The sequence below is a fragment of the Pseudohaliea sp. genome (assembly GCF_040217025.1).
Lineage (GTDB): Bacteria > Pseudomonadota > Gammaproteobacteria > Pseudomonadales > Halieaceae > Pseudohaliea.
Window position 1 is genome coordinate 1,493,043 of the sequence record NZ_JAVJOA010000008.1, and the last position, 22,298, is coordinate 1,515,340.

Genomic DNA, 22,298 nt, shown 5'->3' on the forward strand with positions numbered 1-22,298 from the left:
TACTCCCTGTTGATCACTCGATGAGCGTACCATCCTCGCCGCCGCGCACGATATTCAACAGCGCCCCGGTCTTCTCCATCATGAAGACGCGCACGGGCATGCGGTGGTCGCGGCAGAGGCAGATGGCAGTCAGGTCCATGACCTCGAGTTTCTTGTCGAGTACCTCGTCGTAGCTGAGGCGCTGGTAGCGGATGGCCTCCGGTTCCTTCATGGGGTCGGCGGAATAGACACCGTCGACCTTGGTGGCCTTGAGCACCAGGTCCGCCTCCACCTCGATGCCACGCAGGCAGGCGGAGGAGTCCGTGGTGAACAGCGGGTTGCCGGTGCCGGCACAGAAGATGACCACGTCGCCGTTGGACAGCGCCCGGATCGCCTTGCGCCGGTCGTAGTGGTCCACCACGCCGGACATGGGGATGGATGACATCACCTGGGTGGCGATGTTCGAGCGCTCCAGGGCATCGCGCAGGGCCAGGGCGTTCATGACGGTAGCCAGCATGCCCATGTGGTCGCCGGTGACCCGGTCGAGCCCTGCCGCCTGCAGGGCCGCGCCGCGGAACAGGTTGCCCCCGCCGACCACCAGGCCGACCTGCACCCCGATGCCCACCAGCTGGCCGATCTCCAGCGCCATGAGGTCGAGCACCTTGGGATCGATACCGAATTTCTCGCGGCCCGAGAGCGCCTCGCCGCTGAGCTTCAGGAGTATCCGCTTGTACTTCTTCTCGCCGCTTGCCGTCACCCGCTGTACCACCTCCCTGAAAACTGCCGCTATCTTACCCGACAACCCGGGCCGGCGGCAGCGCCCCGGGCTGCTTGACGCCTGCCGGAGTCAGCCCGCCAGCGCGCGATGCGCAAAAAAAACGGGGCCAGAGCCCCGTTTCCGTCAAGCGTGCCGTCCTCAGCCGCCCAGCTGGGCTGCGACCTCGGCGGCGAAGTCGACTTCTTCCTTCTCGATGCCCTCGCCCACCTCGAAGCGGCAGAAGCCCGCCACGGAGGCGCCGGCGGCGGCGACCAGCTTGCCGACCTTGGTCTCCGGGTCCTTGACGAAGGGCTGCTCGACCAGGCTGTTCTCGGCGAGGAACTTCTTGATCCGCCCGCCGATCATCTTCTCGACGATCTCCGCCGGCTTGCCCGAGTCGAGGGCCTGCGCCGTGTAGATCTCCTTTTCCTTGGCGACCAGCTCTTCCGGCATGTCGTCCGGGGAAACCACCTGCGGGTTCACCGCGGCAACATGCATGGCCACGTCGCGGGCCAGGTCCTGGTCACCACCCTTGAGCTGCACCAGCACCGCGATGCGGTTGTTGCCGTGCACGTAGGAGCCGACCACGCCGTCGCTGGCTTCCTGCAACGCCACGCGGCGCACGCTGATGTTCTCGCCGATCTTCTGGACCAGGCCTTCCCGGGCCTGCTCCAGCTCGCCGGCCATGAGCGCGGCAACGTCTTCCTGGCGCTCGCTGAAAGCCTTCTCGAGAACGCTGTCGACGAAGCCCAGGAAACTGCCGTCGCGGGCGACGAAGTCCGTCTCGCTGTTGACCTCGACGAGCACGCCGTAGCTGCCGTCCTCGGCCACGCGGGCCGCGACGACACCGTCAGCAGCCGTCCGGCCGGCCTTCTTGGCCGCCTTCATGCCGCTGGACTTGCGCAGCTCTTCGATCGCCTTCTCGATGTCGCCATCGGCGGCGGCGAGGGCTTTCTTGCATTCGAGCAGGCCGAGCCCGGTCCGCTCCCGAAGTTCCTTGACCAATGCTGCAGACATTGCAGTACCTCCTGCGGTGTCGACCCGGCGCTGCCGGGCCGGTCAAATCCATGTCGAAACGATGAGGGCCCGCCCGGCTATGCCGGCGGGCCCGTGCCCTGTTCAGTGCGGGCGGCGCGCTGCCGCCGGAAGGATCAGCCCGCGTCGGCGGCTTCGGCGGTGCCGGCGTCGTCAGCCTCTGCTGCCGGCGCCTCTTCCACGAACTCGCCTGCGGCGGCCACCGCCTCGCCGGACTCAACGCGGCCGGCGATGCAGGCATCGGCGAAGGTGGTCACGTAGAGCTTGATGGCGCGGATGGCGTCGTCGTTGCCCGGGATCACGTAGTCCACGCCATCCGGGTCGCTGTTGGTGTCGACGATGCCGATGACCGGGATGCCGAGCTTGTTCGCCTCGGTGATCGCGATGCGCTCGTGGTCCACATCGACCACGAACAGCGCGTCCGGCAGACCGCCCATATCCTTGATACCGCCGATGCTGCGCTCCAGCTTCTCCATGTGCCGGGCGCGCATGAGCGCTTCCTTCTTGGTCAGCTTGGCGAAGGTGCCGTCGGCCTGCTGGGCTTCGAGTTCGCGCAGGCGCTTGATGGAGGCACGAATCGTCTTGTAGTTCGTAAGCATGCCGCCCAGCCAGCGGTGGCTGACATAGGGCATGCCGGCGCGCTGCGCCTGCTCCTTGATGATCTTGCCGGCGGCGCGCTTGGTGCCGACGAACAGGATCTTGTTCTTGTTGCCGGCCATGGTCTTGACCAGCGTCAGCGCCTCGTTGAAGGCGGGCACCGTGTGCTCGAGGTTGATGATGTGAATCTTGTTGCGGGCACCGAAGATGTACTGGTCCATCTTGGGATTCCAGAAACGGGTCTGGTGCCCGAAGTGCGCGCCGGCCTGCAGCAGGTCGCGCATGCTTACCTGGGACATGACAATTACCTTTTTTCGGGTTGGGTCCTCCACATGCCCCCGGGGCCAAACCGTCCGTGACGGCACCCTGGCCCGGGTTGCGGCATGTGTGCGTATTTGCCGCGGACCTCCGCGGCGCGCGCTTTATAGCACAGCACCGGCGCAAAGGAAAGCCGGTGTAGAGCCGGCTGGCATCAATCTTGCGGCTCTATCTACCTACCTACGGTTGCTTGCAGCTGCCCTCGCTGTTGCCTTGCCGGTCGCCGCCCCGTTACCGGGCCCCTGCCCTTGCGTTACACTAGCCGGCTGGCATCCCCGGCGCTGTCCGGGGCCTGATCACTGCAACGGATGTCCCATGGCTGTAACGATCAAGTCGGCAGAAGAGCTGGAAAAAATGCGCGTGGCCGGTCGCCTCGCGGCGGAGGTACTGGAGATGATCCGGCCGCAGGTCGTGCCCGGGGTATCGACCGGAGAACTGGACCGCATCTGCCACGACTACATCACCGGAGAGCAGGAGGCCGTCCCGGCCCCGCTCAACTACCACGGCTTCCCGCGCTCGATCTGCACCTCGGTGAATGACGTGGTCTGCCACGGCATTCCCAGCGACGGCAAGAAGTTGAAGAAGGGCGACATCGTGAACATCGACGTCACGGTCATCAAGGACGGGTATCACGGTGACACCAGCATCATGGTCGGCGTCGGCGAGGTGGCCCCGCACGCCGAGCGCCTGGTGCGGATTACGCAGGAATGCCTCTACCGGGCCATCGACATCGTCCGCCCGGGCACCCGGCTCGGCGACATCGGCGCCATCATCCAGCAGCATGCGGAGGCGAACCACTACTCGGTGGTGCGCGAGTACTGCGGCCATGGCATCGGCCGGGGCTTCCACGAGGATCCGCAGGTGCTGCACTACGGGCGCCGCGGCGAGGGGCTGGTCCTCGAGCCGGGCATGACCTTCACCATCGAGCCGATGATCAACGCCGGCCGCCGGCACACGCGGCTCAACCAGAAGGACGGCTGGACCGTCACCACCCGCGACGGCCGGCTGTCGGCGCAGTGGGAGCACACGCTGGCGGTCACCGACGACGGCTGCGAGGTTCTCACCCGGCGCAGCGAAGAAACGTTCGCGTAGGCCCCCGCAATCCCGCCCATGGCACCGCTCCCCGATCCCCTGTTCGACGCCGAAGCCTTCCGCAGCCGCGCCGCGGAGAAAGGCCTGGTCGCGGCCGGGCGGAAAACGCTGGCCGAGAGCAACACCGCCCTCGACGCGGCTTTCACGGCCGGCGAACCCGCGGGCGAGCTGATCCGCGGCCGGGCCTGGGTCATCGACGGGCTGCTGGCCGAACTCTGGTCGCGCGTCGACTGGGGCTCGACGCCCCTCGCCCTGATCGCCGTGGGCGGCTACGGCCGCGGCGAACTCCACCCGCACTCGGACATCGACCTCCTCGTGCTCCACGGCGACGATGCCGCGGTGCCTGAGGTCGCCGTGGAGCGTTTCGTGACCCTGCTCTGGGACCTCGGGCTCTCCCTGGGCCACAGCGTGCGCAGTGTCGACGAGTGCACCCGGCGCGCCCGCGACGACATCACCATTCTCACCAACCTCCTCGAGGCACGGCTGCTCGCCGGCGACGGAACGCTCCTCGATGACCTGCGCGAGCGCACCAGCACCGAGCACATGTGGAGCGCCCGCGCCTTCCTCGAGGCCAAGCGGGAAGAGCAGGAATCCCGGCACGAGAAGTTCGCCGACACGGAGTACAACCTCGAGCCGAACGTGAAGAGCTCTCCCGGCGGCCTGCGCGACCTGCAGCTCATCGGCTGGCTGGCCCGGCGGCACTTCGGCTGGAGCAGCGTCGAGGAACTGGCGGAGAACGGCCTGCTCACGGAAGAGGAAGCGCAGATCCTCCTGCGCGGGCGCGAGTTTCTCTGGCAGGTGCGCTATGCCCTGCACACGCTGGCGGGCCGGGAGGAGGACCGGCTGCTTTTCGATCACCAGCGCGCCCTCGCCCGGCAGTGGGGCTTCACGGACGACGAGAAGCTCGCCGTCGAGAAGTTCATGCAGGTTTATTACCGCTGGGCCCTGGCCATTGCCCAGCTCAACGAACTGCTGCTGCAGACCTTCGACCAGGCCATCCTCTGCACCGACAGCGAGGATGAAGTCGAGGTCATCAACGACAACTTCGAGCTACGCAACGGCTACATCGCCGCCCGCCGGCCCGACCTGTTCAACGAGCGGCCCGGCGCCCTCCTCGAGGTCTTCCACCTCGCCGGCAGCAACCCGGCCATCAAGGGCATCGCCGCGCCGACGATCCGCCTGATCCGCGAGCACCGCCACCTGGTGGACGACGAGTTCCGCGCGGACCCGGCCAACCGGGCCCTGTTCCTCGACATCCTGCGCTGCCCGCATCGCATGACCCGGCAGCTTCGGCGCATGTCGCGCTACGGTATCCTCGGCAAGTACCTGCCGGCCTTCGGCCGGATCGTCGGCCAGATGCAGCACGATCTTTTCCACACCTACACCGTGGACGCGCACACGCTGCAGGTGGTGGAGAACATGCGCCGCTTCCTGCGCCCGGAAAGCGACGAGCGCTTCCCGGTCACCGGCCGCGTGGCCCGGCGCCTGCCGAAGCTCGAGCTGCTCTATATCGCCGGCCTGTACCACGACATCGGCAAGGGCCGCGGCGGCGATCACTCGGAGCTCGGCGCCGTCGACGCAGAGATCTTCTGCCGCGACCACGGCCTCAGCCGCCGGGACACGGAGCTGGTCAGCTGGCTTGTGCGCAACCACCTGCTCATGTCCGCCGTCTCCCAGCGCAAGGACATCTCCGACCCGGACGTGATCCAGCAGTTCGCCCGCCACGTCGGCACCCAGGAGCGGCTCGACTACCTGTTCACGCTGACCGTCGCCGACATCACCGGCACCAACCCGACCCTATGGAACGCCTGGCGCGGCAGCCTGCTGCGCCAGCTCTACGCCGAGACCAAGCGCGCGCTGCGCCGCGGCCTGGAGAACCCCGTTGACAAGGGCGAGTGGATCGAGGAGACGCGGCGCGCCGCCATGGACATCCTGGAGTACCGCGGTTTCACGGAAGACGAGCTCGACTCGCTCTGGGCGCAGCGGGGCGAAGACTACTTCCTGCGCGAGCGCGCCGAGGACATCGCCTGGCACACGGAGGCGATCGCCGGCCACCACGACCGCGAGCAACCGCTGGTGCTGGTGCGCAACACCGTCGAGTCCAGCGTCGCCAACACCACGCAGATCTTCATCTATGCACGCAGCGACAAGGGCACCTTCCCGCGGATCTGCGCCGAGCTCGAGCAGCTCGACCTCAGCGTCCACGACGCCAGGGTCTACAACGGCAGCGACGGCATGAGCCTCGACACCTTTTACGTGCTCGATTCCAGCGGCGCCCCGCTGGACGAGGAGGCGGGCCGCCTCAAGCACATCAGCGAGCACCTGAGCCGGGCCCTCGCCGACGAAGCCCGGGGCGTGGCGATCATGCAGCGGCACATGCCGCGGCAGATGCGTTCCTTCACCCTGCCCACGGAAACCTCCATGAGCACCGACGAGACCAAGGGCGTCACGGTGCTCGAGGTCATGTCGCCGGACCGGCCGGGCCTGCTCGCGCGCATCGGCGAGGTCTTCGTGCGCTACGGCGTGGTACTGCAGGCCGCGAAGATCCAGACCCTCGGTGAGCGGGTCGAGGACGTATTCTTCATCACCGACGATGCGCAGCGCCCGCTCACCGACCCCGCGCGCTGCCGCGACATCCAGGAGGCGATCTGCCGCGAGCTCGACGGGCAGCAGGCGGCATGAACCCGGACCTCGATCGGCTTCAGCCCTACCCCTTCGAACGCCTGCGCGAGCTCTTCGCGGACCTGGTGCCACCCGCGGACCGGCGCCCCATCGCTCTCTCCGTGGGCGAGCCGCAGCACGCGCCACCGGCCGCGGTCTGCGAGGTGCTCGCCGGCTCCCTCGACCGCCTGGCCCGCTACCCGGCCACCCGCGGCGAGCTGGCCCTGCGCGAGGCGGTGGCCGACTGGCTGGCCGCGCGCCACGGCCTGCCGGCGCCGGATCCGGAGCGGGAGGTGCTGCCGGTAAACGGCACGCGCGAAGCCCTGTTCGCCATCGCGCAGACCTGCGTCGACCGCAGCCGCGCGGCCCTGGTGGCGACGCCGAACCCCTTCTACCAGATCTACGAAGGCGCGGCTTTCCTCGCCGGCGCCGACGTGCGCTTCATCGACCTCACCGCCGAGCGCAGCTTCCTGCCGGCCCCGGAGGACCTCACCCCCGAGGACTGGGAGCGCTGCCAGCTCCTGTACCTGTGCACTCCCGGGAACCCGAGCGGCGCCGTGCTCTCGCGGGAGCAGCTTGCCGCCTTCGTGGAGCGGGCGCTGGCACACGACGTGGTCCTGGTCAGCGACGAGTGCTACTCGGAGCTCTACGCCGACGAGAACGCGCCGCCACCGGGGCTCCTGGACGCCTGCCACCTCGCCGGCAACCCCGGCTACCGCAACTGTCTCAGCTTTCACAGCCTGTCGAAGCGGTCGAACCTGCCGGGGCTGCGCTCCGGCTTCGTGGCCGGCGACGCGGCGCTCATCGAGGCCTTCACCCGCTACCGGACCTACCACGGCTGCGCCATGCCGCCGCACCACCAGCTCGCCAGCATCACCGCCTGGCGCGACGAAAACCACGTGCGCGAGAACCGCGAGCGCTACCGCCAGAAGTTCCGCGCCGTCCTGGACCTGCTCGGCGAGCCGCTGGGCCTGTCCCTGCCCCCCGCGGGCTTCTACCTCTGGCCCGAGACCCCGATCGACGACCGCGAGTTCGCCCGCCGCCTCTACGCCGAGGAGGGCGTGACGGTGCTGCCCGGTCGCTACCTGGGGCGTGACGCGGGGGCCGGCAACCCCGGTGCCGGGCGCGTGCGCATGGCCCTGGTAGCGGAACTCGAGGACTGTATCGAGGCTGCCGACCGTATCGGTGCCCTGCTCGGGCGCCTGGCGTGCTGAGCAAGCCGGAGCGGGTTGCCTTCATCCAGGCGAGGCTGGGCGAGCTCTACCCGGACCCGCCGGTCCCGCTGGACCACCGCGACCCGTTCACGCTGCTGGTGGCCGTGCTGCTCTCGGCCCAGTGCACGGACGAGCGCGTCAACCGGGTCACGCCGGCCCTCTTCGCCCTGGCGGACACGCCGGGGGCCATGGCGGCGCTGCCCGAGGATGAAATCCGCGCCGTGATCCGCCCCTGCGGGCTGTCGCCACAGAAAGCAAAGGCCATCAAGCGCCTGAGCGAGATTCTCGTGGAGGAACACGGCAGTGCGGTACCCGGCGACATGGCCGCCCTGGAGCGCCTGCCGGGCGTCGGCCACAAGACCGCGAGCGTGGTCATGGCCCAGGCCTTTGGCGTGCCCGCCTTCCCCGTGGACACGCACATCCACCGGCTGGCGCAGCGCTGGGGTCTTTCCTCGGGGAAGAACGTGACACAGACCGAGCGCGACCTGAAACGCCTGTTCCCGCGAGAGACCTGGAACGACCTGCACCTGCAGATCATCTTCTACGGGCGCGAATTCTGCACCGCCCGCGGCTGCGACGGCCGGGTCTGCGAGATCTGTCGCACCTGCTACCCTGCGCGCAAACACCCGAAGAAGACCCGCAAGGCCTAGCCGCCTGCCGGGTGTCCTGTCGATGCGGCGCAGGGCCCCTTTTGCTATCCTCTCGGACCCCGCAGAGGCCCCCGGGAGGGCGCTGGCAGTGATCACGGTCTACGGCATCAGCAACTGCGATACGGTGCGCAAGGCGCGGCGCTGGCTGGAAGCACACGCTATCGAGTACCGCTTCCACGACCTGCGCGAAGACGGCGTGGACGAGGCCGAGGTCTCGCGCTGGATCGACGAGCTGGGCCTCGACGCAGTCGTCAACCGCCGCAGCACGAGCTGGCGCGCCCTGCCCGACGCGATCCGAGACGCGCTGGACCCGGCGAGCGCACCGGCCGTGATCGCCGGGCACCCGACCCTGGTCAAGCGACCGCTGCTGGATACGGGCACGAGCCTGCATACGGGTTTCCGGGAGGCGGACTACGAGCGCCTCTTTGAGCGTCACACACTCTGAAGCACCCGCCGTGCCGCAAAACCGGGCACGGACTCCGGTCGAGGAAGCCGGGCCGGGAAGCGTTTGTGGGAAGCCGGCCCAGGAATAGAAGGAAGCACCATGACTGACAGCGTTTTTGCCCTCGGCATCGGCCCGGGCACCCGGGACAGCCAGGGCGACTGGCTCGACGTGTTCTACCCGCAGCCGCTGCTAGCGCCCGCAGCGGAGACTGCAACGCGCGTCCGCGATTTCGCCGGTGCCGAGCCTCTGTCCACGGCAGCGCTCGCGGGCCTGGCGGACGCCCTCGCCGACGATCCGGCCCTGGGCCCGCTGGCCGCGCGCCTGCGCGACAGCGGACGGCCGGTAGCCTGCACGCTGCTCGAGAGCGACGCCGCCCCCGCCTCCGTCCCGGAAGCCTACCTGAAGCTGCACCTGCTCTCGCACCGCCTGGTCAAGCCCCACGGCACCAACCTCGACGGGCTCTTCGGCCTGCTGCCCAACGTGGCCTGGACCGACGAGGGCCCCATCGCCCTGCCCGAGCTCGCCGAGCGCCAGCTCGCGGCGCGCCTCGAGGGCAGGGTGCTCGAGGTGAGCTGCGTCGACAAGTTCCCGAAGATGACCAACTACGTGGTCCCCAGCGGGGTGCGCATCGCCCACACCGCGCGCGTCCGCCTCGGCGCCTACCTCGGCGAGGGAACGACGGTCATGCACGAGGGCTTCATCAACTTCAATGCCGGCACGGACGGCCCCGGCATGATCGAGGGCCGCGTCTCCGCCGGTGTCTTCGTCGGTGCCGAGTCGGACCTCGGCGGCGGCTGCTCCACCATGGGCACGCTCTCGGGCGGGGGCAATATCGTCATCTCGGTCGGGCGCCAGTGCCTCATCGGCGCCAACGCCGGCATCGGCATTCCCCTCGGCGACCGCTGCACCGTGGAGGCGGGGCTGTTCGTCACGGCCGGCACCAAGGTGACGGTGCTGGACAGCAACGGGCAGCCCGCGGAGACGGTGAAGGCGCGCGACCTCGCCGGCCTGTCGGACCTCCTGTTCCGCCGCAACTCGCTGAACGGCGCCGTGGAGTGCCAGACCAATCGCTCCGCCATCCAGCTCAACGAAGCACTGCACAGCCACAACTAGCCCGGACTCTTCATGACCGAACCGCTGCAGCCACCTGTTATGGACCCCGTCATCGCCCTATGCCGCGATCTCATCAGCCGCCCCTCGGTGACGCCCGAGGACGCCGGCTGCCAGGTGCTGATGATGGACCGGCTCGCGGCCCTGGGCTTTCGCTGCACACCCCTGCCCTTCGGCAACACCGAGAATTTCTGGGCGGAGCGCGGCGACCCCGCGGGTCCCCTGTTCGTGTTTGCCGGGCACACGGACGTGGTCCCGCCCGGCCCGGCGAGTGCCTGGGAGAGCGACCCCTTCACCCCCACGGAAGAGGACGGCATGCTCCGCGGCCGCGGCGCAGCGGACATGAAGGGCAGCCTGGCGGCCATGATCGTGGCCACGGAACGCTTCGTCGGCGCCAACCCGGACCACCGCGGCCGCATCGGTTTCCTGGTGACGTCCGACGAGGAGGGGCCGGCGACGGACGGCACCGTACGGGTGGTCCAGTGGCTCGGCGAGCAGGGTACGACCATCGACTGGTGCCTGGTGGGCGAGCCCTCCAGCTCCGAGCATGTCGGCGACGTGGTCAAGAACGGGCGCCGCGGGTCCCTCGGCGCGACGCTGACCGTCCGCGGCGTGCAGGGCCACGTGGCCTACCCGCACCGGGCGGACAACCCGATCCATCGCGCCCTGCCCGCGCTCGCCGAACTCACCGCGCGGCACTGGGACAATGGCAACGATTTCTTCCCGCCGACCAGTCTGCAGCTCACCAACGCCCACGGCGGCACCGGCGCTACCAATGTCGTGCCCGGGGAGTTCACGGTGCTGTTCAACTTCCGTTTCTCGACGGAATGCACGGCGGACGGCCTGACGGCGGCCACCGAGGAGATCCTCGACCGCCACGGCCTCGACTACCACCTGCACTGGACGCTGTTCGGTGAACCCTTCCTGACGCCGGAGGGCGAACTCGTCGCCGCCACGCAGGCGGCGATCCGTGCCGTCACCGGCCGCGAGACGCTGCTGTCCACGGCCGGGGGTACGTCCGACGGCCGCTTCATCGCGCCCACGGGCGCGCAGGTGCTGGAACTCGGCCCGGTGAACGCCACCATTCACCAGGTGAACGAAACCGTGAGCTGCGCGGACCTTTCGACCCTCGCCGAGATCTACGAGGACATCCTCGGGCGCCTACTCGCCGACTGAGCGCACCACCCTGCCCAGCGCGGCGCTGACCATGGCGCGGTTTTGCGCGCCGGTCACCAGCACCACGCCGGCCTCCTCGTCGTCCAGCGCGGCGAGACTCCCGGCTACCACCGCATCCGCTTCCATCCACAGTTCCTCGGGCATGCGTGACGGGTCGAAGCCCTCGAAGCTGTCCCGGCTGTGGATTTCCGTGCGCGTGAGCCCCGGACAAAGAGCCTGCACGCGGATACCGTGGCCTTCCTCCTCGGCCTGCAGCGAGAGAGAGAACGCGCTCAGGAAGGCCTTGGTCGCCCCGTAGACCGCGGTACTGGGCATGGGCAGGAAGGCGCCGATGGAAGCCACGTTGATGATCTGACCTCCGCCGGCCTCGCGCATGAAGGGCAGCGCCGCGCGGGTGAGGCGCAGCGTGGCATCCTGGTGCACGCGCACCATGGCGAGTTCCCGATCGATATCACTCGCGGCGAAGGCGCCGAAGGTGCCGAAGCCGGCATTGTTCACCAGCAGTTGCACCGGGCCGCGCTGGCGCAGGGCCTCGACAGCGCGCACCTGGCCTTCCACCGTGGCGAGGTCCGCCACCAGCGGCTCCACGGTCACCGTGTCCGCCAGCTCGGCCGCCAGCGCCTCGAGCCGGTCGCCGCGGCGGGCCACGGCAATGATGTGACGGCAGCGCGGTGCGAGCTGGCGCAGGAACTCCTCGCCGAGGCCGGAGGAGGCACCGGTCACCAGGGCGATGGGCTTGTCGTCGGTCGTGTCTACTGCCATGGGCGTTACTCCGTTGCTGGCCTCTCGCGGTCGGGATTCGGATAAACGTCGAAGCGCACCGCGCGTCCGGGCAGGCTGTGCGACGGGCGGCGGCTGCCGAGGGGCAGTGCACGCCGCGGCCGCTTGACCACGACCCGGCGCACCGGCTGCGCCAGGGCCCAGTCCACCAGCGCCGCCGCCGCTGCCTCATCGTCGTCGAGCAGGTGCTGCAGCACGGTCATCGCCTTGCCGGAGGCAGCACGTTTGCCGGCCACCGGGAACATGGGATCAAGGTAGATCGCATCGGCCGCCGACAAGGTCTCCGCGGGAAGGGTGCGCACGTCGGCGGCCACGAGCCGCAGGCGGCCTGCGACCTCACGCAGCCAGGGATCGTCACCACCCGCGGCGCTGGCGATGGCCTCGGCGAGGAGCGCCGCGAGTACCGGCTGCCGCTCGCAGACCGTGACCTCGGCGCCGAGATCCGCCAGCACGAAGGCGTCGCGGGCAAAACCGCCGGTGCCATCGATGATGCGCACCGGCCGCGCGCTGCCCACCGCCAGGGCCCGGCCGATGGCCTCGTTGTGACCGCCCCGGCGCCGGTGGCGCAGCGCCCCGTCATCGAAGCGGCAGCGCACCGGACCGGAGGCGCCCGGTCCCAGGGGCCGGAGCGCCGGGCCGGCAGCATCGACCAGCAACAGGAGGTCCAGGTCTTCCCCCGGTTCCGGCAGCAGCGGCAGCGCCAGCGTGGCGGCGAGCCGGCGCGCCAGCGCGGGATCGCCGCCGTCGCCGACTGCGACGGCGAGCCGCGGCACAGCGGTCACAGTTCCCCGGGGCGCAGGCCCAGGTGCAGGGGTTCGCCCTCGAGGTCAACGGCGAGCTCGAGATTGTAGGCGCGGTGCGCGAGGCCGTGCTTGTCGCTGAAGGCCAGCGCCCGGGGCTCGCTGCCCTCGGTGCCGTCCGTCAGCCAGCACTTCACTGCGTCGATCGACTGGCCCATCATCTTGAGGCCACGGACCCGGGCCAGACCCTCGCTGCGCCCGGCCACGAAGGCCGGCGCGCCGGCCTTGAAGTCGCCGACCAGCAGCTGCCCGGGCTCCGCCATCTCCAGCATCCGGGCCAGCTCGATGGTGACCGTGCCGACGATGTAGCTGAAAACGCTCGGGTTCACGCCCTCGGCCTGGTACAGCTCATAGTGACTGCCGCAGTGGAAACCGGCGCGAATGACCGGCACGGTCTTGCCGCGGGAGGCGGCCCGGGCCAGGGCGTTGTCGAGCACGGTGAGCACGAGGAAATCGAACAGCAGCTGATCCGCCTCGGGCCCCGTGTCGCGGTTCCACACGTAGTACCCGTCACCGGTAGTCGTCCGCGCGAAGTGGATCTCGAGGCCTAGCGCCGAGAGCTTGTTGTAGACCGAGTTCATGGAGTAGGACAGGCTGTTGAGCTGGCTGGCCTGTTCAAAGGGGGTATGCAGCGAGAAGTCGCAGATATCGAAGAGCAGCACGCCGCGGCCTTCGACGAAGTTGAGGCCATAGCGACGGATGAGTTCCTCCACGCCGTTGATCACCGGCGGCGTGTCCTCGAGCGGCAGGTCGAGCTTGATGAAGGTCGGTGCCGCACCGAGCCGCTCCGCGATGGCGAAGAGCTCTTCCCTGGCCTTGCGACGCCGTCCGGAAATCAGGCTCCGGATGTAGCTTTCGTTGTCCGCCGCGGCTGCCTTGCCTTCCCGGCCCGGCGCACAGAAGTTGCCGAGGAAGTAGTGCGGCACGAGGATCACCAGAATGCCTTTCTCGTCCCGGGACCAGCAGAGCACGATGTTCTGGCCGAGGCGCCACTGGCGGCGCAGCGTGCGCTCGAGGCTCTGCAGGTTTCCTCGCTGTACGAGACTGATGGCTTCCAAGGGGACGGTACTCCTGGCAGGGCGCCGCTGCGGCCGGCACCGCGTGCTATGCTACCACGACCCGCGGCAGCCCGGAGGCCACCGCCCATGCAACCGCACCGCCCTGCCCTGCTGCGCGCCTCCCTGTTTGCCGGCCTGTTTACCGCTCTTCCCGGCGCCCTGCTCCTCGCGGGATGCGCCGACTACGCCGTCACTTTCAACGACCGCACGCTGTACACGCCGCCGCCCCTTTTCCGCGACTTTTCGCTGGACGACGAGGCCCTGCGCGAGTGCGTCACCCAGCATATCGTCGACGGCGAGCTTACCAGCGCCGAGGCGCTCACCCTCCTCGACTGCAGCCAGGCGGGCATCAGTGACCTCGCCGGCATCGAGCGGTTCACGGGGCTCACGCGGGTGCGCTTCTCCGGCAACGCGATCGAGGACGTGACCCCTCTCGCCGCGGCATCGGGTCTCGAGCTACTGCTGCTGGAAAACAACCGCATCAGCGACGCGACACCGCTGTTTGCGCTGGAAGCCCTGGAGCGTCTCGACCTGTCCGGCAATGACCGGCTGACCTGCCCCGAACCCGTCCCGGCCATCGCAGAGCTCACCCTGCCGGAGCACTGCTAGCCCGAGAGGACGCTAGTCGTCGAGAGGAATCCAGCCGAAGCCTTCGCCCTGGCAGGCCCAGTGCGCCCGCTCGAGCCACGCGGGGTGCTCCGCGGCGAGAACCTCGCGCACGGCGGCCGGGCTGTTGTTCTTCTCGCTCATGTGAGCAATGACGAGGTGCCTGAGCGCGGGGCCGTCGAGCGCCGCCAGGAGATCACTGGCCTGGCGGTTGTTGAGGTGGCCCCATTCGCCACCGACCCGCCGCTTCAGCGCCGGCGGGTAAGCGCCCGCGGCGAGCATGGTGCTATCGTGATTGAACTCCAGCACCAGCCCCTGGCAGCCGCGATAGGCGGCCACCACGTGGGGGGTGACGCTGCCGAGGTCCGTGAGGATACCCAGCTCGCGTCCGCCGGCGGCGAGACGGTACTGGCAGGGCTCGCGGGCGTCGTGGGGCACGGCCACCGAGCGCACGGTCACGCAGCCCACGGTGAACCCCTCCCCGGCGTTGAAGCGCTCGAGCACGGCGCACTCGCCGAGGCGGCCGCTGGCGGCGGTACCGTGCGTCGCGTAAACGGGAATGCCGTGGCCCCGGGACAGGGTGCCGACGCCGGCGGCGTGATCGCTGTGCTCGTGGGTGACGAGGATGGCGTCGATATCGCCCGGGGCCAGGCCGAGGCGAGCGAGGCGTCGGGTCGTCTCGCGGAGGGAGAAACCGCAATCGATCAGCAGGCAGGTTTCGCCGCTGGCGACCACCGTCCCGTTACCCTTGCTGCCGCTGCCGAGGGAGGCGACGCGCACCGGAGTCTCCCTGCCTTGCTGTCTGGCTAGTTGATGTTGCCCTGGATCCTCGCGAGGAGCGACTGGTGCTGGCGCTTCTCGAGCGGCTCCCCGACATCGTCCTGGGCCAGGCGGATCTCCACCCCGTCGCCGCCCACGGCGTCGACGGAGAGCAGGAAACGGCGATCGGCGAGGGGATGGTCCTCGTCGCCACCGGTCAGCCAGTCGAACCAGCCGCCCTCGTCATCCTTGTTCGGGCCGAGGAAGCGGAGGTAGTAGCGGCCGGCACTGCGGTCGCGATCGGTGATCTCGAAAGAGGCATCCTCCAGCGCCAGGGCGACGGATGCCCAGGCGCGGTTGAAGGGCAGACCGAGGGCGATATAGGTCTCGCCGTCGTCATCCTCCTCGAGAGCGATGCGGCCGCCGGCGCTGATCGCCTGGTCTGCCATCATCGACACAGGCGCGGTCTCTGCGCTGTTGGCGATGTACTGCGCCACGCTGCGCAGCATGTCCCCCTCCTGGGCGAGGTCGTCGGACACCGGGGGCCACTCGTCGTCCTCGCCGAGGCGCGACTTCTGCAGCACGTGCAGTTCGCTGGTGCCGCGCTGCACACCGCGCTCGATGCGGAAGCGGAAACGGGATTCGCCGCTGGCATCCTGGAGCTGGAGCCAGTCGGATTCGATGATGCCCTGGCGGGCGTCCGCCCGGGCCACCTGCACGCCGGCCGCCGACAGGAAGCTGCGCACCTGCGGCCAGAGCTGCCCCGGGGCGACACCAATGAGCGCCCAGCTGTCTTCGCCGAGCTTCTGGATGCGCACCAGTTGATCCGCGGCGCCCGCGGCGAGCGGTGCCGGCCGCGGCACCTCGAAGTCGCCGGCCAGCAGGAGGTCGTTCCGCACCGGCGGGATGGCGTAGAGCTCCTCGAGGGCTGTCGTGTCCATCCCGGGGGGGACGTCGATGACGTCGAGCTCCACGGCATCGCGATAGGCCTCGGAGCGGTCGCGGAAGAAACCGTCATCGCCGAAGAGGTAACCGCAGCCGCCGAGGGCGAAGGCAAGCAATCCGGTAACGAGGGCGCCCGCAGCACGCCTCATGCCATGACTCCCGCCAGCGCATCGCGCACGACCGCTTCGAGCTTGTGGTCCAGCGGCGTCAGCGGCAGGCGGATGCCCGGGCCGATGAGGCCGAGGTGCGCAAGCGCCCATTTCACCGGGATGGGGTTCGGCTCGAGGAACAGGGCGGAGGTCAGCGCCGCGAGACGCTCGTCGATAGCGGCCGCCTCCTCTGCATCGCCGGCGATCGCTTCGCGGCAGAGCGCCGCCATGAGCTCGGGAACGACGTTCGCGGTAACGGACACGTTGCCGTGGCCGCCGGCGAGCATCAGCTCGCGGGCCGTCGGGTCATCCCCGGAATAGACCGCGAAGCCCTCGGGCGCGCGTGCGAGGAGGTCCCGGGCACGCTCGATATTGCCGGTGGCATCCTTGATACCGATGATGTTCTCGTGCCGCGACAGCGCCAGCGCGGTGTCGTTGGCAAGGTCGACGCCGCAGCGCGCCGGCACATTGTAGAGAAGCTGGGGGATCGCCACGGCGTTGGCGACCGCCAGGAAGTGCTCGTACATCCCGGCCTGGGTGGGCCGGTTGTAGTAGGGCGTCACCAGCAGGCAGGCATCCGCGCCGGCCTCGGCCGCGGCACGGGTCAACTCGATGGCCTCGGTGGTGGCGTTGGCACCGGTCCCGGCGATGACCGGGATGCGACCGCCCACGTACTCGACGCAGTGGCGGATGATGGCCATGTGCTCGGGCACGGAGAGCGTCGCGCTTTCCCCGGTCGTACCGGTCACGCCGATCGCCGCGGTGCCCGAGGCGATGTGGAGGTCGAGGAGTCGCTCGAGTGCCGCCCAGTCGAGACTGCCGTCAGCGTGCATCGGTGTGACGAGGGCGACGATACTGCCAGTGATCATGCAAGGACTCCGGGGGACGGGACAGGCGTGCGGCGCTCCGCGGCCGCACCGCGCCAAAGGCGCAATTATCCACGCCGAGGCCCCGAACACAACCGGATTGAGCGTTACTGCTGCGCGCGCTACCCTTTCCGGATGACTTTACCCGGTACCGCCGCGATGGCCACGAAGCCTCTTTTCACCCGTGTGTCCACACGTCCCCCCACTGGCTCCTGTGCCCGCCTACCGCTGGGCACGCTGGCGCCGCTGCTTGCGCTCTGCGCCGTGCTCTTCGCCCTGCTCGCCGCGCCGGCGGGCGCCCAGGGCACGGGCATGGGGGACGCGGGGCTGGAGGCGCGCATCGGCGAGCTGACGGACCTGGACCGGCGCTACCTGGCGCAGCAGCGCACGGACCTCGAAGACCTGGCACGGACCGAGCTGGGGGCCTTTTTCACCGGGGACCCGGCCAACGACATCCCCGTGATGCAGCGCCTCCTCGACGAGGGCGTTGTCACCGCCGACGACCGGCGCCGGCTGCAGGCCATGGGCGTGGTGCTCGGCGACCTCCTGGCCGAGGACCTCGACATGCACTGGGTCATCTACGAGGACCAGGTCGGGCGCAGCCGGGCGCTGCGTTACCGCCAGAGCGACAACTACCTGTTTCCCGCCACCATGGTGTCTCGCCGGCGGGAAGCCGGTGACCGGACCCCGGTGCAGGAGATCTACGACAAGGCCGTCGGCATTATCCGGCCCGTGCAGGAGCCGCTGCCCTTCCAGTGAGAAGGACCCGGGTGGAACCGGTTCGCGAGCCCCCGCCGTTGAAAGGTCGGCGGCAGGCCTCGCGCAGCGCGATGGCACATCGCCGGTAGCGCCCGTAGACTGGCCCTTTCCCGGCATCAATGACAGGTAACGCGCCCCGGTGGCTGCCCCTGAACCCAGTTGTGACCTGAGCGTCGAGGACGGCGCGGCCCGCCTTCGCGTTGCCGGCTCCTGGCGCGGTGCCAGCCTGCCGGACACCGACGCGGTACTTGCCCGGTTGCGCGCCACGCCGGCGCCGCAGCTCACCGTGGATGCCGCCGCCGTCGCTGACTGGGACTCCCGGCTTCCGGCCTTCCTGCTCGCCTGTCACGAGGCCTGCGGGGCGAACGGGGGCAGCATCGACGGTCGGGGCCTGCCCGACGGCCTGGCCAAGCTGCTGCGCCTGGCCACGGCGACGGACGCGGCGGAAGCATCGCCGTCGCGGCGCCACGGCCTGCTCTCCCGCGCCGCCCTGCGACAGCAACTGCACGAGATCGGCGAGGAAGTCCTCGACTCCCTCGCCTTCCTCGGCGACGCCGTGCGTGCCAGCGCCCGCGCTTTTGTTCCGGGCTCCGCCACCCGCTGGGTGGACCTCAGGGACTGCCTCTACCAGGCCGGCCCGGACGCCCTGCCCATCATCACCCTGACCAGCGTGCTGGTCGGCATGATTCTCGCCTACCTGGGTGCCGTGCAGTTGCAGCAGTTCGGCGCAGAGGTCTATGTCGCCGACCTGGTGGCCATCGGCATGCTCCGGGAAATGGGCGCGCTGATGACCGCGGTGGTCATGGCCGGCCGCACCGGCGCCGCCTACGCGGCGCAGCTCGGCACCATGCAGGGCAACGAGGAGGTGGACGCCATCACCACCCTCGGCCTGTCGCCGATGGAATTCCTCGTGGCGCCGCGCATGCTGGCCCTGGTCGCGACCATGCCGCTGCTGGTCATCTACGCGGACCTTCTCGGCATCATCGGCGGCGGTATCGTGGCGGGCGGCATGGGCATCAGCGCCTTGCAGTACCTGAGCCAACTCGAGGGGTCCTTCTCTTATACCCATGCCCTCGTCGGCCTCGTCAAGGGCGTCCTGTTCGCCTTCCTCATTGCCCTCGCCGGCTGCCGCGCCGGGATGAGTGCCGGGCGCAACGCGGCCGCCGTCGGCCGCGCGACCACGGAGGCGGTGGTCACCGCCGTGGTCTACCTCATCGTGGCCGACGCCGGCATGAACATCCTCTTCCAGCAGCTGGGGATCTGAGCCGATGCCCGCCGAACCCGCCATCACCGTCGAAGGGCTGACCATGGCCTTCGGCAGCAAGGTGCTGCAGCGCGACCTGACCTTCGACATCAACCGCGGCGACATCTTCGTCATCATGGGCGGCTCGGGCTGCGGCAAGAGCACGCTGCTAAAGCACCTGCTGGGCCTCCTCCGACCGGCCGCCGGCGATATCCGCTACGGCGACGAGAGCCTGGTCGGCGCCGACGCCCGCACCCGCCGCCGCCTGCGTCGCAGCTGGGGCATCACCTACCAGGCCGGCGCGCTCCTCAGCGCCATGACCCTCGCCGAAAACGTCGCCCTGCCGCTGACCCAGTACACGGACTACAGCCGCGACACCATCTCCGGCATCGTCCGCTACAAGCTCGCCCTGGTCGGCCTCGCGGGCTACGAGGGCTACCTGCCCTCTGCGATTTCCGGCGGCATGCGCAAGCGCGCGGCGCTCGCGCGGGCGATAGCGCTGGACCCGGAGATCCTGTTCTTTGACGAGCCCTCCGCGGGCCTCGATCCGATCAGCTCCCGGCGTCTCGACGACCTGATCCTGGAGCTGAAGGAATCCACCGGTGCCACGGTGGTGCTGGTTACCCACGAACTGCCCAGCATCTTCGGCATCGCGAACAACTCGGTCTTTCTCGATGCCGGGACCAGGACCATGATCGACGGCGGCGACCCGCGCTGGCTGCGCGATCACAGCAGCCAGCCGCTGGTGAGGCAATTCCTCAACCGGTCCGCGGAAATGGAGGATATACCCCATGGATGAACGCAGGCACAGCGTGCTCATCGGCGCCTTCGTCGTCGGTGGCCTCCTGGTCGCTCTCGGCGCGGCGCTGTTCTTCGGCGGCGCCGGTTTCGGCGGCCAGCGCGACAAGGTCGTGATGGTCTTCGACGGATCGGTCAAGGGCCTCAACGTGGGCGCACCCGTGGCCCTGCGCGGCGTCACCATCGGCCAGGTCACGGACATCCAGCTGGTGCTGTCCACGGACCGCCCCGAGATCACCATGATCGTGGAGGCCGAGCTGGCCGCCGACAACGTCCTGGTCCGCGGCCAGGAGCTCGGCCGCCGGGACATGCTCGACTACCTCGTCGACAACGGCCTGCGCGCCCAGCTCAACATGCAGAGCGTACTCACCGGCCTGCTCTACGTGCAGATGGACTTCCACCCGGAAAGCGAAGTCGTCGTCGCCGACGTCGATTCGCCCTACGCGCAGATCCCCACGATCCCGACGGAACTCGAGATCCTGCGCCGCACCCTGCAGTCCATCGACTACGCGGCCATGGCCGAAGCGGGGCAGAGTATCGTCACCGGCCTGCGGGCCTTCGTCGAGGACGAGGATTTTCTTGCCCTCCCCGGCGAACTGCGCGGCACGCTCGCCTCGCTCGCGGCGGCAAGCGGACGCCTCGAAAGCAGCCTCGCCCGCCTGGAACCCGAGCTCAGCCGGACCCTGGGCAGCGTCGGCGACGCCGCCGCGGGCATGAGCGATGCCCTGCCGACGCTGACCGGCGATCTCGCGACCGCGCTGGCCGGCCTCGAGGAGGCCCTGCGCGCGACCCGCGACGCCATGGGCGGCCTCGGCCGGCAGGTCGCCGAAGACTCGCCGACGCTGCAGCAACTGGGGGCGACCCTGCGCGAGGTTTCCCGCGCGAGCCGCTCGCTGCAGGGTTTCCTGCAGACCCTGGAAGATCAACCGGATGCGCTCCTTCGCGGGCGCCGGGAGAAGTGACCGTGAAGCCCAGCCCCCGCCGCCTGCTCGCCCCGCTCCTTGCGCTGCTGCTCGCCACCGGCTGCGCCAGCCAGGTAGAGCTGCGCTATGTCACCCTGGCACCGGCCGGGCCGCCGGCAGCGCGCGGCGCCGGCCCGGGGCTCGCCGTGGGGCCGGTGACCCTGCCCGACTACCTCATGCGCGGTGACCTGGCCGAGCGGATCGATGCGCACCGCATCAGCTACCGGCGTGACCGGCGCTGGGCCGAGCCCCTTGACCACGGCATCCAGCGCGTCCTGGTCGCAAACCTCGCCGCGCGGCTCGATTCGGCCGCCGTCCGCGGCTTTCCGGGGCCGGGGCCGGCCGCCGACACGCGGGTGGACCTCGTCGTGCACCGCTTCGAAGCCGAGGCCGGCGTGGCGATCGCCATCGTGGACTGGACACTGCACGGCAGCGCCGGCGAGGGCGACCTCGCCCGGGGAACCTTCGACGCGCGGGAACCGCTGGCCGATGAGCGTGCGGTCACCCAGGCCGCTGCCCTCAGCGGGTTGCTCTCCCTCCTGGCGGCCGACATCGCCGCGGCTGTAACCGCCGCCGCGCGCTAGGCGCCGGCGACCGGGGTGGCATATACAGGTCGGGCGACGGAGACTATTATTCTGCCTCCCCCTTCGTAACCGGAGCCTTTGAACAATGGATTTCAGCAGCCTCGACCTGAACGCGCTGATCAACGATTACGCCATCCCCTGGGGAATCCGCATCGCCCTCGCCCTCGTCATCTTCTATCTCGGGCGCGGCGTGGTCGCACTCGTGGTCCGCGGCGTGGAGAAAGTCCTCGAGCGTCAGAAGGTCGACGAGACCCTGGTCAGCTTCATGACCTCGATCCTGCGCTGGCTTCTGCTCCTGTTCGTGGTCATTGCCGCGCTGTCCCAGCTCGGTATCGACACGACCTCGCTCATCGCCCTGCTCGGTGCCGCCGGCCTCGCCGTGGGTCTTGCCCTGCAGGGCTCGCTGGCCAACTTCGCCGCGGGGGTGCTGATCATCATCTTCCGGCCCTTCACCCGCGGCGACTTCATCGACGCCGGCGGCGCCATGGGCACCGTGGACAAGATCAGCATTTTCACGACAATCCTGACCACGCCGGACAACAAGGAAGTGATCGTTCCCAACGGCGGCATCATCGGCGGCGTGATCACCAACTTCTCGGCACGGCCGACGCGCCGCGTGGACATGGTCTTCGGCATCGCCTACGACGACGACCTGCGCAAGGCGCGGCAGATCCTCGAGGAGATCATCGCCGCCGACGACCGCATCCTGGCGGACCCGGCACCCGTGATCACCGTGGGCGAACTCGCGGACTCGAGCGTGAACTTCCTGGTGCGCCCCTGGGTGAACGCCGCCGATTACTGGGCGGTTCTCTGGGATACCACGGAAACGGTCAAGCTGCGCTTCGACGAGGCGGGCATCACCATTCCGTTCCCGCAGCGCGAAGTTCATGTCCGGCAGCCGGCGGCGCCCGCTGCGGCATCGGCTCCCGCAGTCGAGTAGCCCGCCGCCAGCCGA

23 protein-coding genes are annotated in these 22,298 nt (G+C 69.4%); 14 read left to right on the forward strand and 9 right to left on the reverse strand.

Features of this window, described 5'->3' with window-relative positions; all coding sequences use genetic code 11:
- Positions 1-13 precede the first annotated feature (13 nt).
- From pyrH to rpsB, 3 genes are all read right to left on the reverse strand, one after another.
- On the reverse strand, positions 14-736 hold the full coding sequence (gene pyrH, locus RKE50_RS10830) for a UMP kinase (protein WP_350036417.1): 723 nt from the start codon (positions 734-736) through the stop codon (positions 14-16).
- A 159-nt stretch (positions 737-895) separates the two neighbouring features.
- Positions 896-1,753, reverse strand: a complete 858-nt coding sequence (gene tsf, locus RKE50_RS10835) for a translation elongation factor Ts (RefSeq protein ID WP_350036418.1) — start codon at positions 1,751-1,753, stop codon at positions 896-898.
- Positions 1,754-1,887: 134 nt separating this feature from the next.
- Complete coding sequence (gene rpsB, locus RKE50_RS10840; RefSeq protein WP_350036419.1) at positions 1,888-2,667, reverse strand: 30S ribosomal protein S2; 780 nt, start codon at positions 2,665-2,667, stop codon at positions 1,888-1,890.
- Between the two features lie 334 nt (positions 2,668-3,001).
- Between rpsB and map the strand changes: the two genes are divergently transcribed.
- The 7 genes from map to dapE all read left to right on the forward strand — a co-directional run bounded on the left by map (position 3,002) and on the right by dapE (position 11,034).
- Complete coding sequence (gene map / locus RKE50_RS10845; RefSeq protein WP_350036420.1) at positions 3,002-3,778, forward strand: type I methionyl aminopeptidase; 777 nt, start codon at positions 3,002-3,004, stop codon at positions 3,776-3,778.
- A gap of 18 nt (positions 3,779-3,796) precedes the next feature.
- Positions 3,797-6,460: a [protein-PII] uridylyltransferase gene (gene glnD / locus RKE50_RS10850; protein ID WP_350036421.1), complete on the forward strand. Its 2,664-nt coding sequence runs from the start codon at positions 3,797-3,799 to the stop codon at positions 6,458-6,460.
- The gene (gene dapC, locus RKE50_RS10855) at positions 6,457-7,653 is read left to right on the forward strand and encodes a succinyldiaminopimelate transaminase (protein ID WP_350036422.1); all 1,197 of its coding nucleotides are present in this window, start codon (positions 6,457-6,459) and stop codon (positions 7,651-7,653) included. Before glnD ends, dapC begins: the two co-directional genes overlap by 4 nt.
- Positions 7,650-8,303, forward strand: a complete 654-nt coding sequence (gene nth, locus RKE50_RS10860) for an endonuclease III (protein WP_350036505.1) — start codon at positions 7,650-7,652, stop codon at positions 8,301-8,303. Before dapC ends, nth begins: the two co-directional genes overlap by 4 nt.
- An 88-nt stretch (positions 8,304-8,391) precedes the next feature.
- The gene (locus RKE50_RS10865; protein WP_350036423.1) at positions 8,392-8,748 is read left to right on the forward strand and encodes an ArsC family reductase; all 357 of its coding nucleotides are present in this window, start codon (positions 8,392-8,394) and stop codon (positions 8,746-8,748) included.
- A gap of 99 nt (positions 8,749-8,847) precedes the next feature.
- Positions 8,848-9,861, forward strand: coding sequence for a 2,3,4,5-tetrahydropyridine-2,6-dicarboxylate N-succinyltransferase (dapD, locus tag RKE50_RS10870; RefSeq protein WP_350036424.1), 1,014 nt, complete (start codon positions 8,848-8,850; stop codon positions 9,859-9,861).
- Positions 9,862-9,900: 39 nt separating this feature from the next.
- Positions 9,901-11,034 carry a succinyl-diaminopimelate desuccinylase gene (dapE, locus tag RKE50_RS10875; protein WP_350036506.1) on the forward strand — a complete coding sequence of 378 codons (1,134 nt, stop codon included), beginning with the start codon at positions 9,901-9,903 and terminating at the stop codon, positions 11,032-11,034.
- Here the strand turns inward: dapE and RKE50_RS10880 are convergent.
- Genes RKE50_RS10880 through RKE50_RS10890 form a run of 3 tightly spaced genes read right to left on the reverse strand, consistent with a single transcriptional unit; the run spans position 11,020 to position 13,672 of the window.
- The gene (locus RKE50_RS10880) at positions 11,020-11,796 is read right to left on the reverse strand and encodes an SDR family NAD(P)-dependent oxidoreductase (protein ID WP_350036425.1); all 777 of its coding nucleotides are present in this window, start codon (positions 11,794-11,796) and stop codon (positions 11,020-11,022) included. The genes dapE and RKE50_RS10880 overlap by 15 nt on opposite strands.
- Positions 11,797-11,801: 5 nt before the next feature.
- Positions 11,802-12,587, reverse strand: coding sequence for a class I SAM-dependent methyltransferase (locus RKE50_RS10885; protein ID WP_350036426.1), 786 nt, complete (start codon positions 12,585-12,587; stop codon positions 11,802-11,804).
- Positions 12,588-12,592: 5 nt separating this feature from the next.
- Positions 12,593-13,672, reverse strand: a complete 1,080-nt coding sequence (locus tag RKE50_RS10890) for a hypothetical protein (protein ID WP_350036427.1) — start codon at positions 13,670-13,672, stop codon at positions 12,593-12,595.
- 87 nt (positions 13,673-13,759) lie between these two features.
- Here RKE50_RS10890 and RKE50_RS10895 point away from each other — a divergent pair, with 87 nt between their 5' ends.
- Complete coding sequence (locus RKE50_RS10895; protein ID WP_350036428.1) at positions 13,760-14,281, forward strand: leucine-rich repeat domain-containing protein; 522 nt, start codon at positions 13,760-13,762, stop codon at positions 14,279-14,281.
- Between the two features lie 12 nt (positions 14,282-14,293).
- Here the strand turns inward: RKE50_RS10895 and RKE50_RS10900 are convergent, their stop codons facing one another.
- From RKE50_RS10900 to dapA, 3 genes are read right to left on the reverse strand one after another with little or no spacing between them, the layout of a single operon-like run.
- Positions 14,294-15,058, reverse strand: a complete 765-nt coding sequence (locus tag RKE50_RS10900) for an MBL fold metallo-hydrolase (RefSeq protein ID WP_350036429.1) — start codon at positions 15,056-15,058, stop codon at positions 14,294-14,296.
- A 26-nt stretch (positions 15,059-15,084) separates the two neighbouring features.
- On the reverse strand, positions 15,085-16,131 hold the full coding sequence (gene bamC / locus RKE50_RS10905; protein WP_350036430.1) for an NlpB/DapX family lipoprotein: 1,047 nt from the start codon (positions 16,129-16,131) through the stop codon (positions 15,085-15,087).
- Positions 16,128-17,000 (reverse strand): 4-hydroxy-tetrahydrodipicolinate synthase, encoded by an 873-nt coding sequence (gene dapA, locus RKE50_RS10910; protein WP_350036431.1) that lies wholly within the window; start codon positions 16,998-17,000, stop codon positions 16,128-16,130. Before dapA ends, bamC begins: the two co-directional genes overlap by 4 nt.
- Before the next feature lie 156 nt (positions 17,001-17,156).
- On the opposite strand from dapA, the gene RKE50_RS10915 reads away from it, so the two are divergent.
- The 6 genes from RKE50_RS10915 (at position 17,157) to RKE50_RS10940 (ending at position 22,283) form a co-directional block, all read left to right on the forward strand.
- Positions 17,157-17,756: a DUF3806 domain-containing protein gene (locus RKE50_RS10915; protein ID WP_350036432.1), complete on the forward strand. Its 600-nt coding sequence runs from the start codon at positions 17,157-17,159 to the stop codon at positions 17,754-17,756.
- Positions 17,757-17,895: 139 nt separating this feature from the next.
- The gene (locus tag RKE50_RS10920; protein WP_350036433.1) at positions 17,896-19,020 is read left to right on the forward strand and encodes an ABC transporter permease; all 1,125 of its coding nucleotides are present in this window, start codon (positions 17,896-17,898) and stop codon (positions 19,018-19,020) included.
- A 4-nt stretch (positions 19,021-19,024) separates the two neighbouring features.
- Positions 19,025-19,798 carry an ABC transporter ATP-binding protein gene (locus RKE50_RS10925; protein WP_350036434.1) on the forward strand — a complete coding sequence of 258 codons (774 nt, stop codon included), beginning with the start codon at positions 19,025-19,027 and terminating at the stop codon, positions 19,796-19,798.
- Complete coding sequence (locus tag RKE50_RS10930; RefSeq protein WP_350036435.1) at positions 19,791-20,759, forward strand: MlaD family protein; 969 nt, start codon at positions 19,791-19,793, stop codon at positions 20,757-20,759. The genes RKE50_RS10925 and RKE50_RS10930 overlap by 8 nt, the downstream gene beginning before the upstream one ends.
- A 2-nt stretch (positions 20,760-20,761) precedes the next feature.
- A complete protein-coding gene (locus RKE50_RS10935) occupies positions 20,762-21,343 on the forward strand; it encodes a PqiC family protein (protein ID WP_350036436.1) in 582 nt (193 codons plus the stop codon).
- A gap of 85 nt (positions 21,344-21,428) precedes the next feature.
- Positions 21,429-22,283 carry a mechanosensitive ion channel family protein gene (locus RKE50_RS10940; RefSeq protein WP_350036437.1) on the forward strand — a complete coding sequence of 285 codons (855 nt, stop codon included), beginning with the start codon at positions 21,429-21,431 and terminating at the stop codon, positions 22,281-22,283.
- Positions 22,284-22,298: the final 15 nt, after the last annotated feature.

What these genes read in the sequence shown, in the direction of transcription:
- tsf (WP_350036418.1), bottom strand. Translation starts at nt 1,753, where the DNA reads ATGTCTGCAGCATTGGTCAAGGAACTTCGGGAGCGGACCGGGCTCGGC.
- rpsB (WP_350036419.1), bottom strand. Translation starts at nt 2,667, where the DNA reads ATGTCCCAGGTAAGCATGCGCGACCTGCTGCAGGCCGGCGCGCACTTC.
- map (WP_350036420.1), top strand. Translation starts at nt 3,002, where the DNA reads ATGGCTGTAACGATCAAGTCGGCAGAAGAGCTGGAAAAAATGCGCGTG.
- glnD (WP_350036421.1), top strand. Translation starts at nt 3,797, where the DNA reads ATGGCACCGCTCCCCGATCCCCTGTTCGACGCCGAAGCCTTCCGCAGC.
- dapC (WP_350036422.1), top strand. Translation starts at nt 6,457, where the DNA reads ATGAACCCGGACCTCGATCGGCTTCAGCCCTACCCCTTCGAACGCCTG.
- dapD (WP_350036424.1), top strand. Translation starts at nt 8,848, where the DNA reads ATGACTGACAGCGTTTTTGCCCTCGGCATCGGCCCGGGCACCCGGGAC.
- dapE (WP_350036506.1), top strand. Translation starts at nt 9,901, where the DNA reads ATGGACCCCGTCATCGCCCTATGCCGCGATCTCATCAGCCGCCCCTCG.
- RKE50_RS10880 (WP_350036425.1), bottom strand. Translation starts at nt 11,796, where the DNA reads ATGGCAGTAGACACGACCGACGACAAGCCCATCGCCCTGGTGACCGGT.
- RKE50_RS10895 (WP_350036428.1), top strand. Translation starts at nt 13,760, where the DNA reads ATGCAACCGCACCGCCCTGCCCTGCTGCGCGCCTCCCTGTTTGCCGGC.
- bamC (WP_350036430.1), bottom strand. Translation starts at nt 16,131, where the DNA reads ATGAGGCGTGCTGCGGGCGCCCTCGTTACCGGATTGCTTGCCTTCGCC.
- dapA (WP_350036431.1), bottom strand. Translation starts at nt 17,000, where the DNA reads ATGATCACTGGCAGTATCGTCGCCCTCGTCACACCGATGCACGCTGAC.
- RKE50_RS10915 (WP_350036432.1), top strand. Translation starts at nt 17,157, where the DNA reads ATGGCCACGAAGCCTCTTTTCACCCGTGTGTCCACACGTCCCCCCACT.
- RKE50_RS10925 (WP_350036434.1), top strand. Translation starts at nt 19,025, where the DNA reads ATGCCCGCCGAACCCGCCATCACCGTCGAAGGGCTGACCATGGCCTTC.
- RKE50_RS10930 (WP_350036435.1), top strand. Translation starts at nt 19,791, where the DNA reads ATGGATGAACGCAGGCACAGCGTGCTCATCGGCGCCTTCGTCGTCGGT.
- RKE50_RS10940 (WP_350036437.1), top strand. Translation starts at nt 21,429, where the DNA reads ATGGATTTCAGCAGCCTCGACCTGAACGCGCTGATCAACGATTACGCC.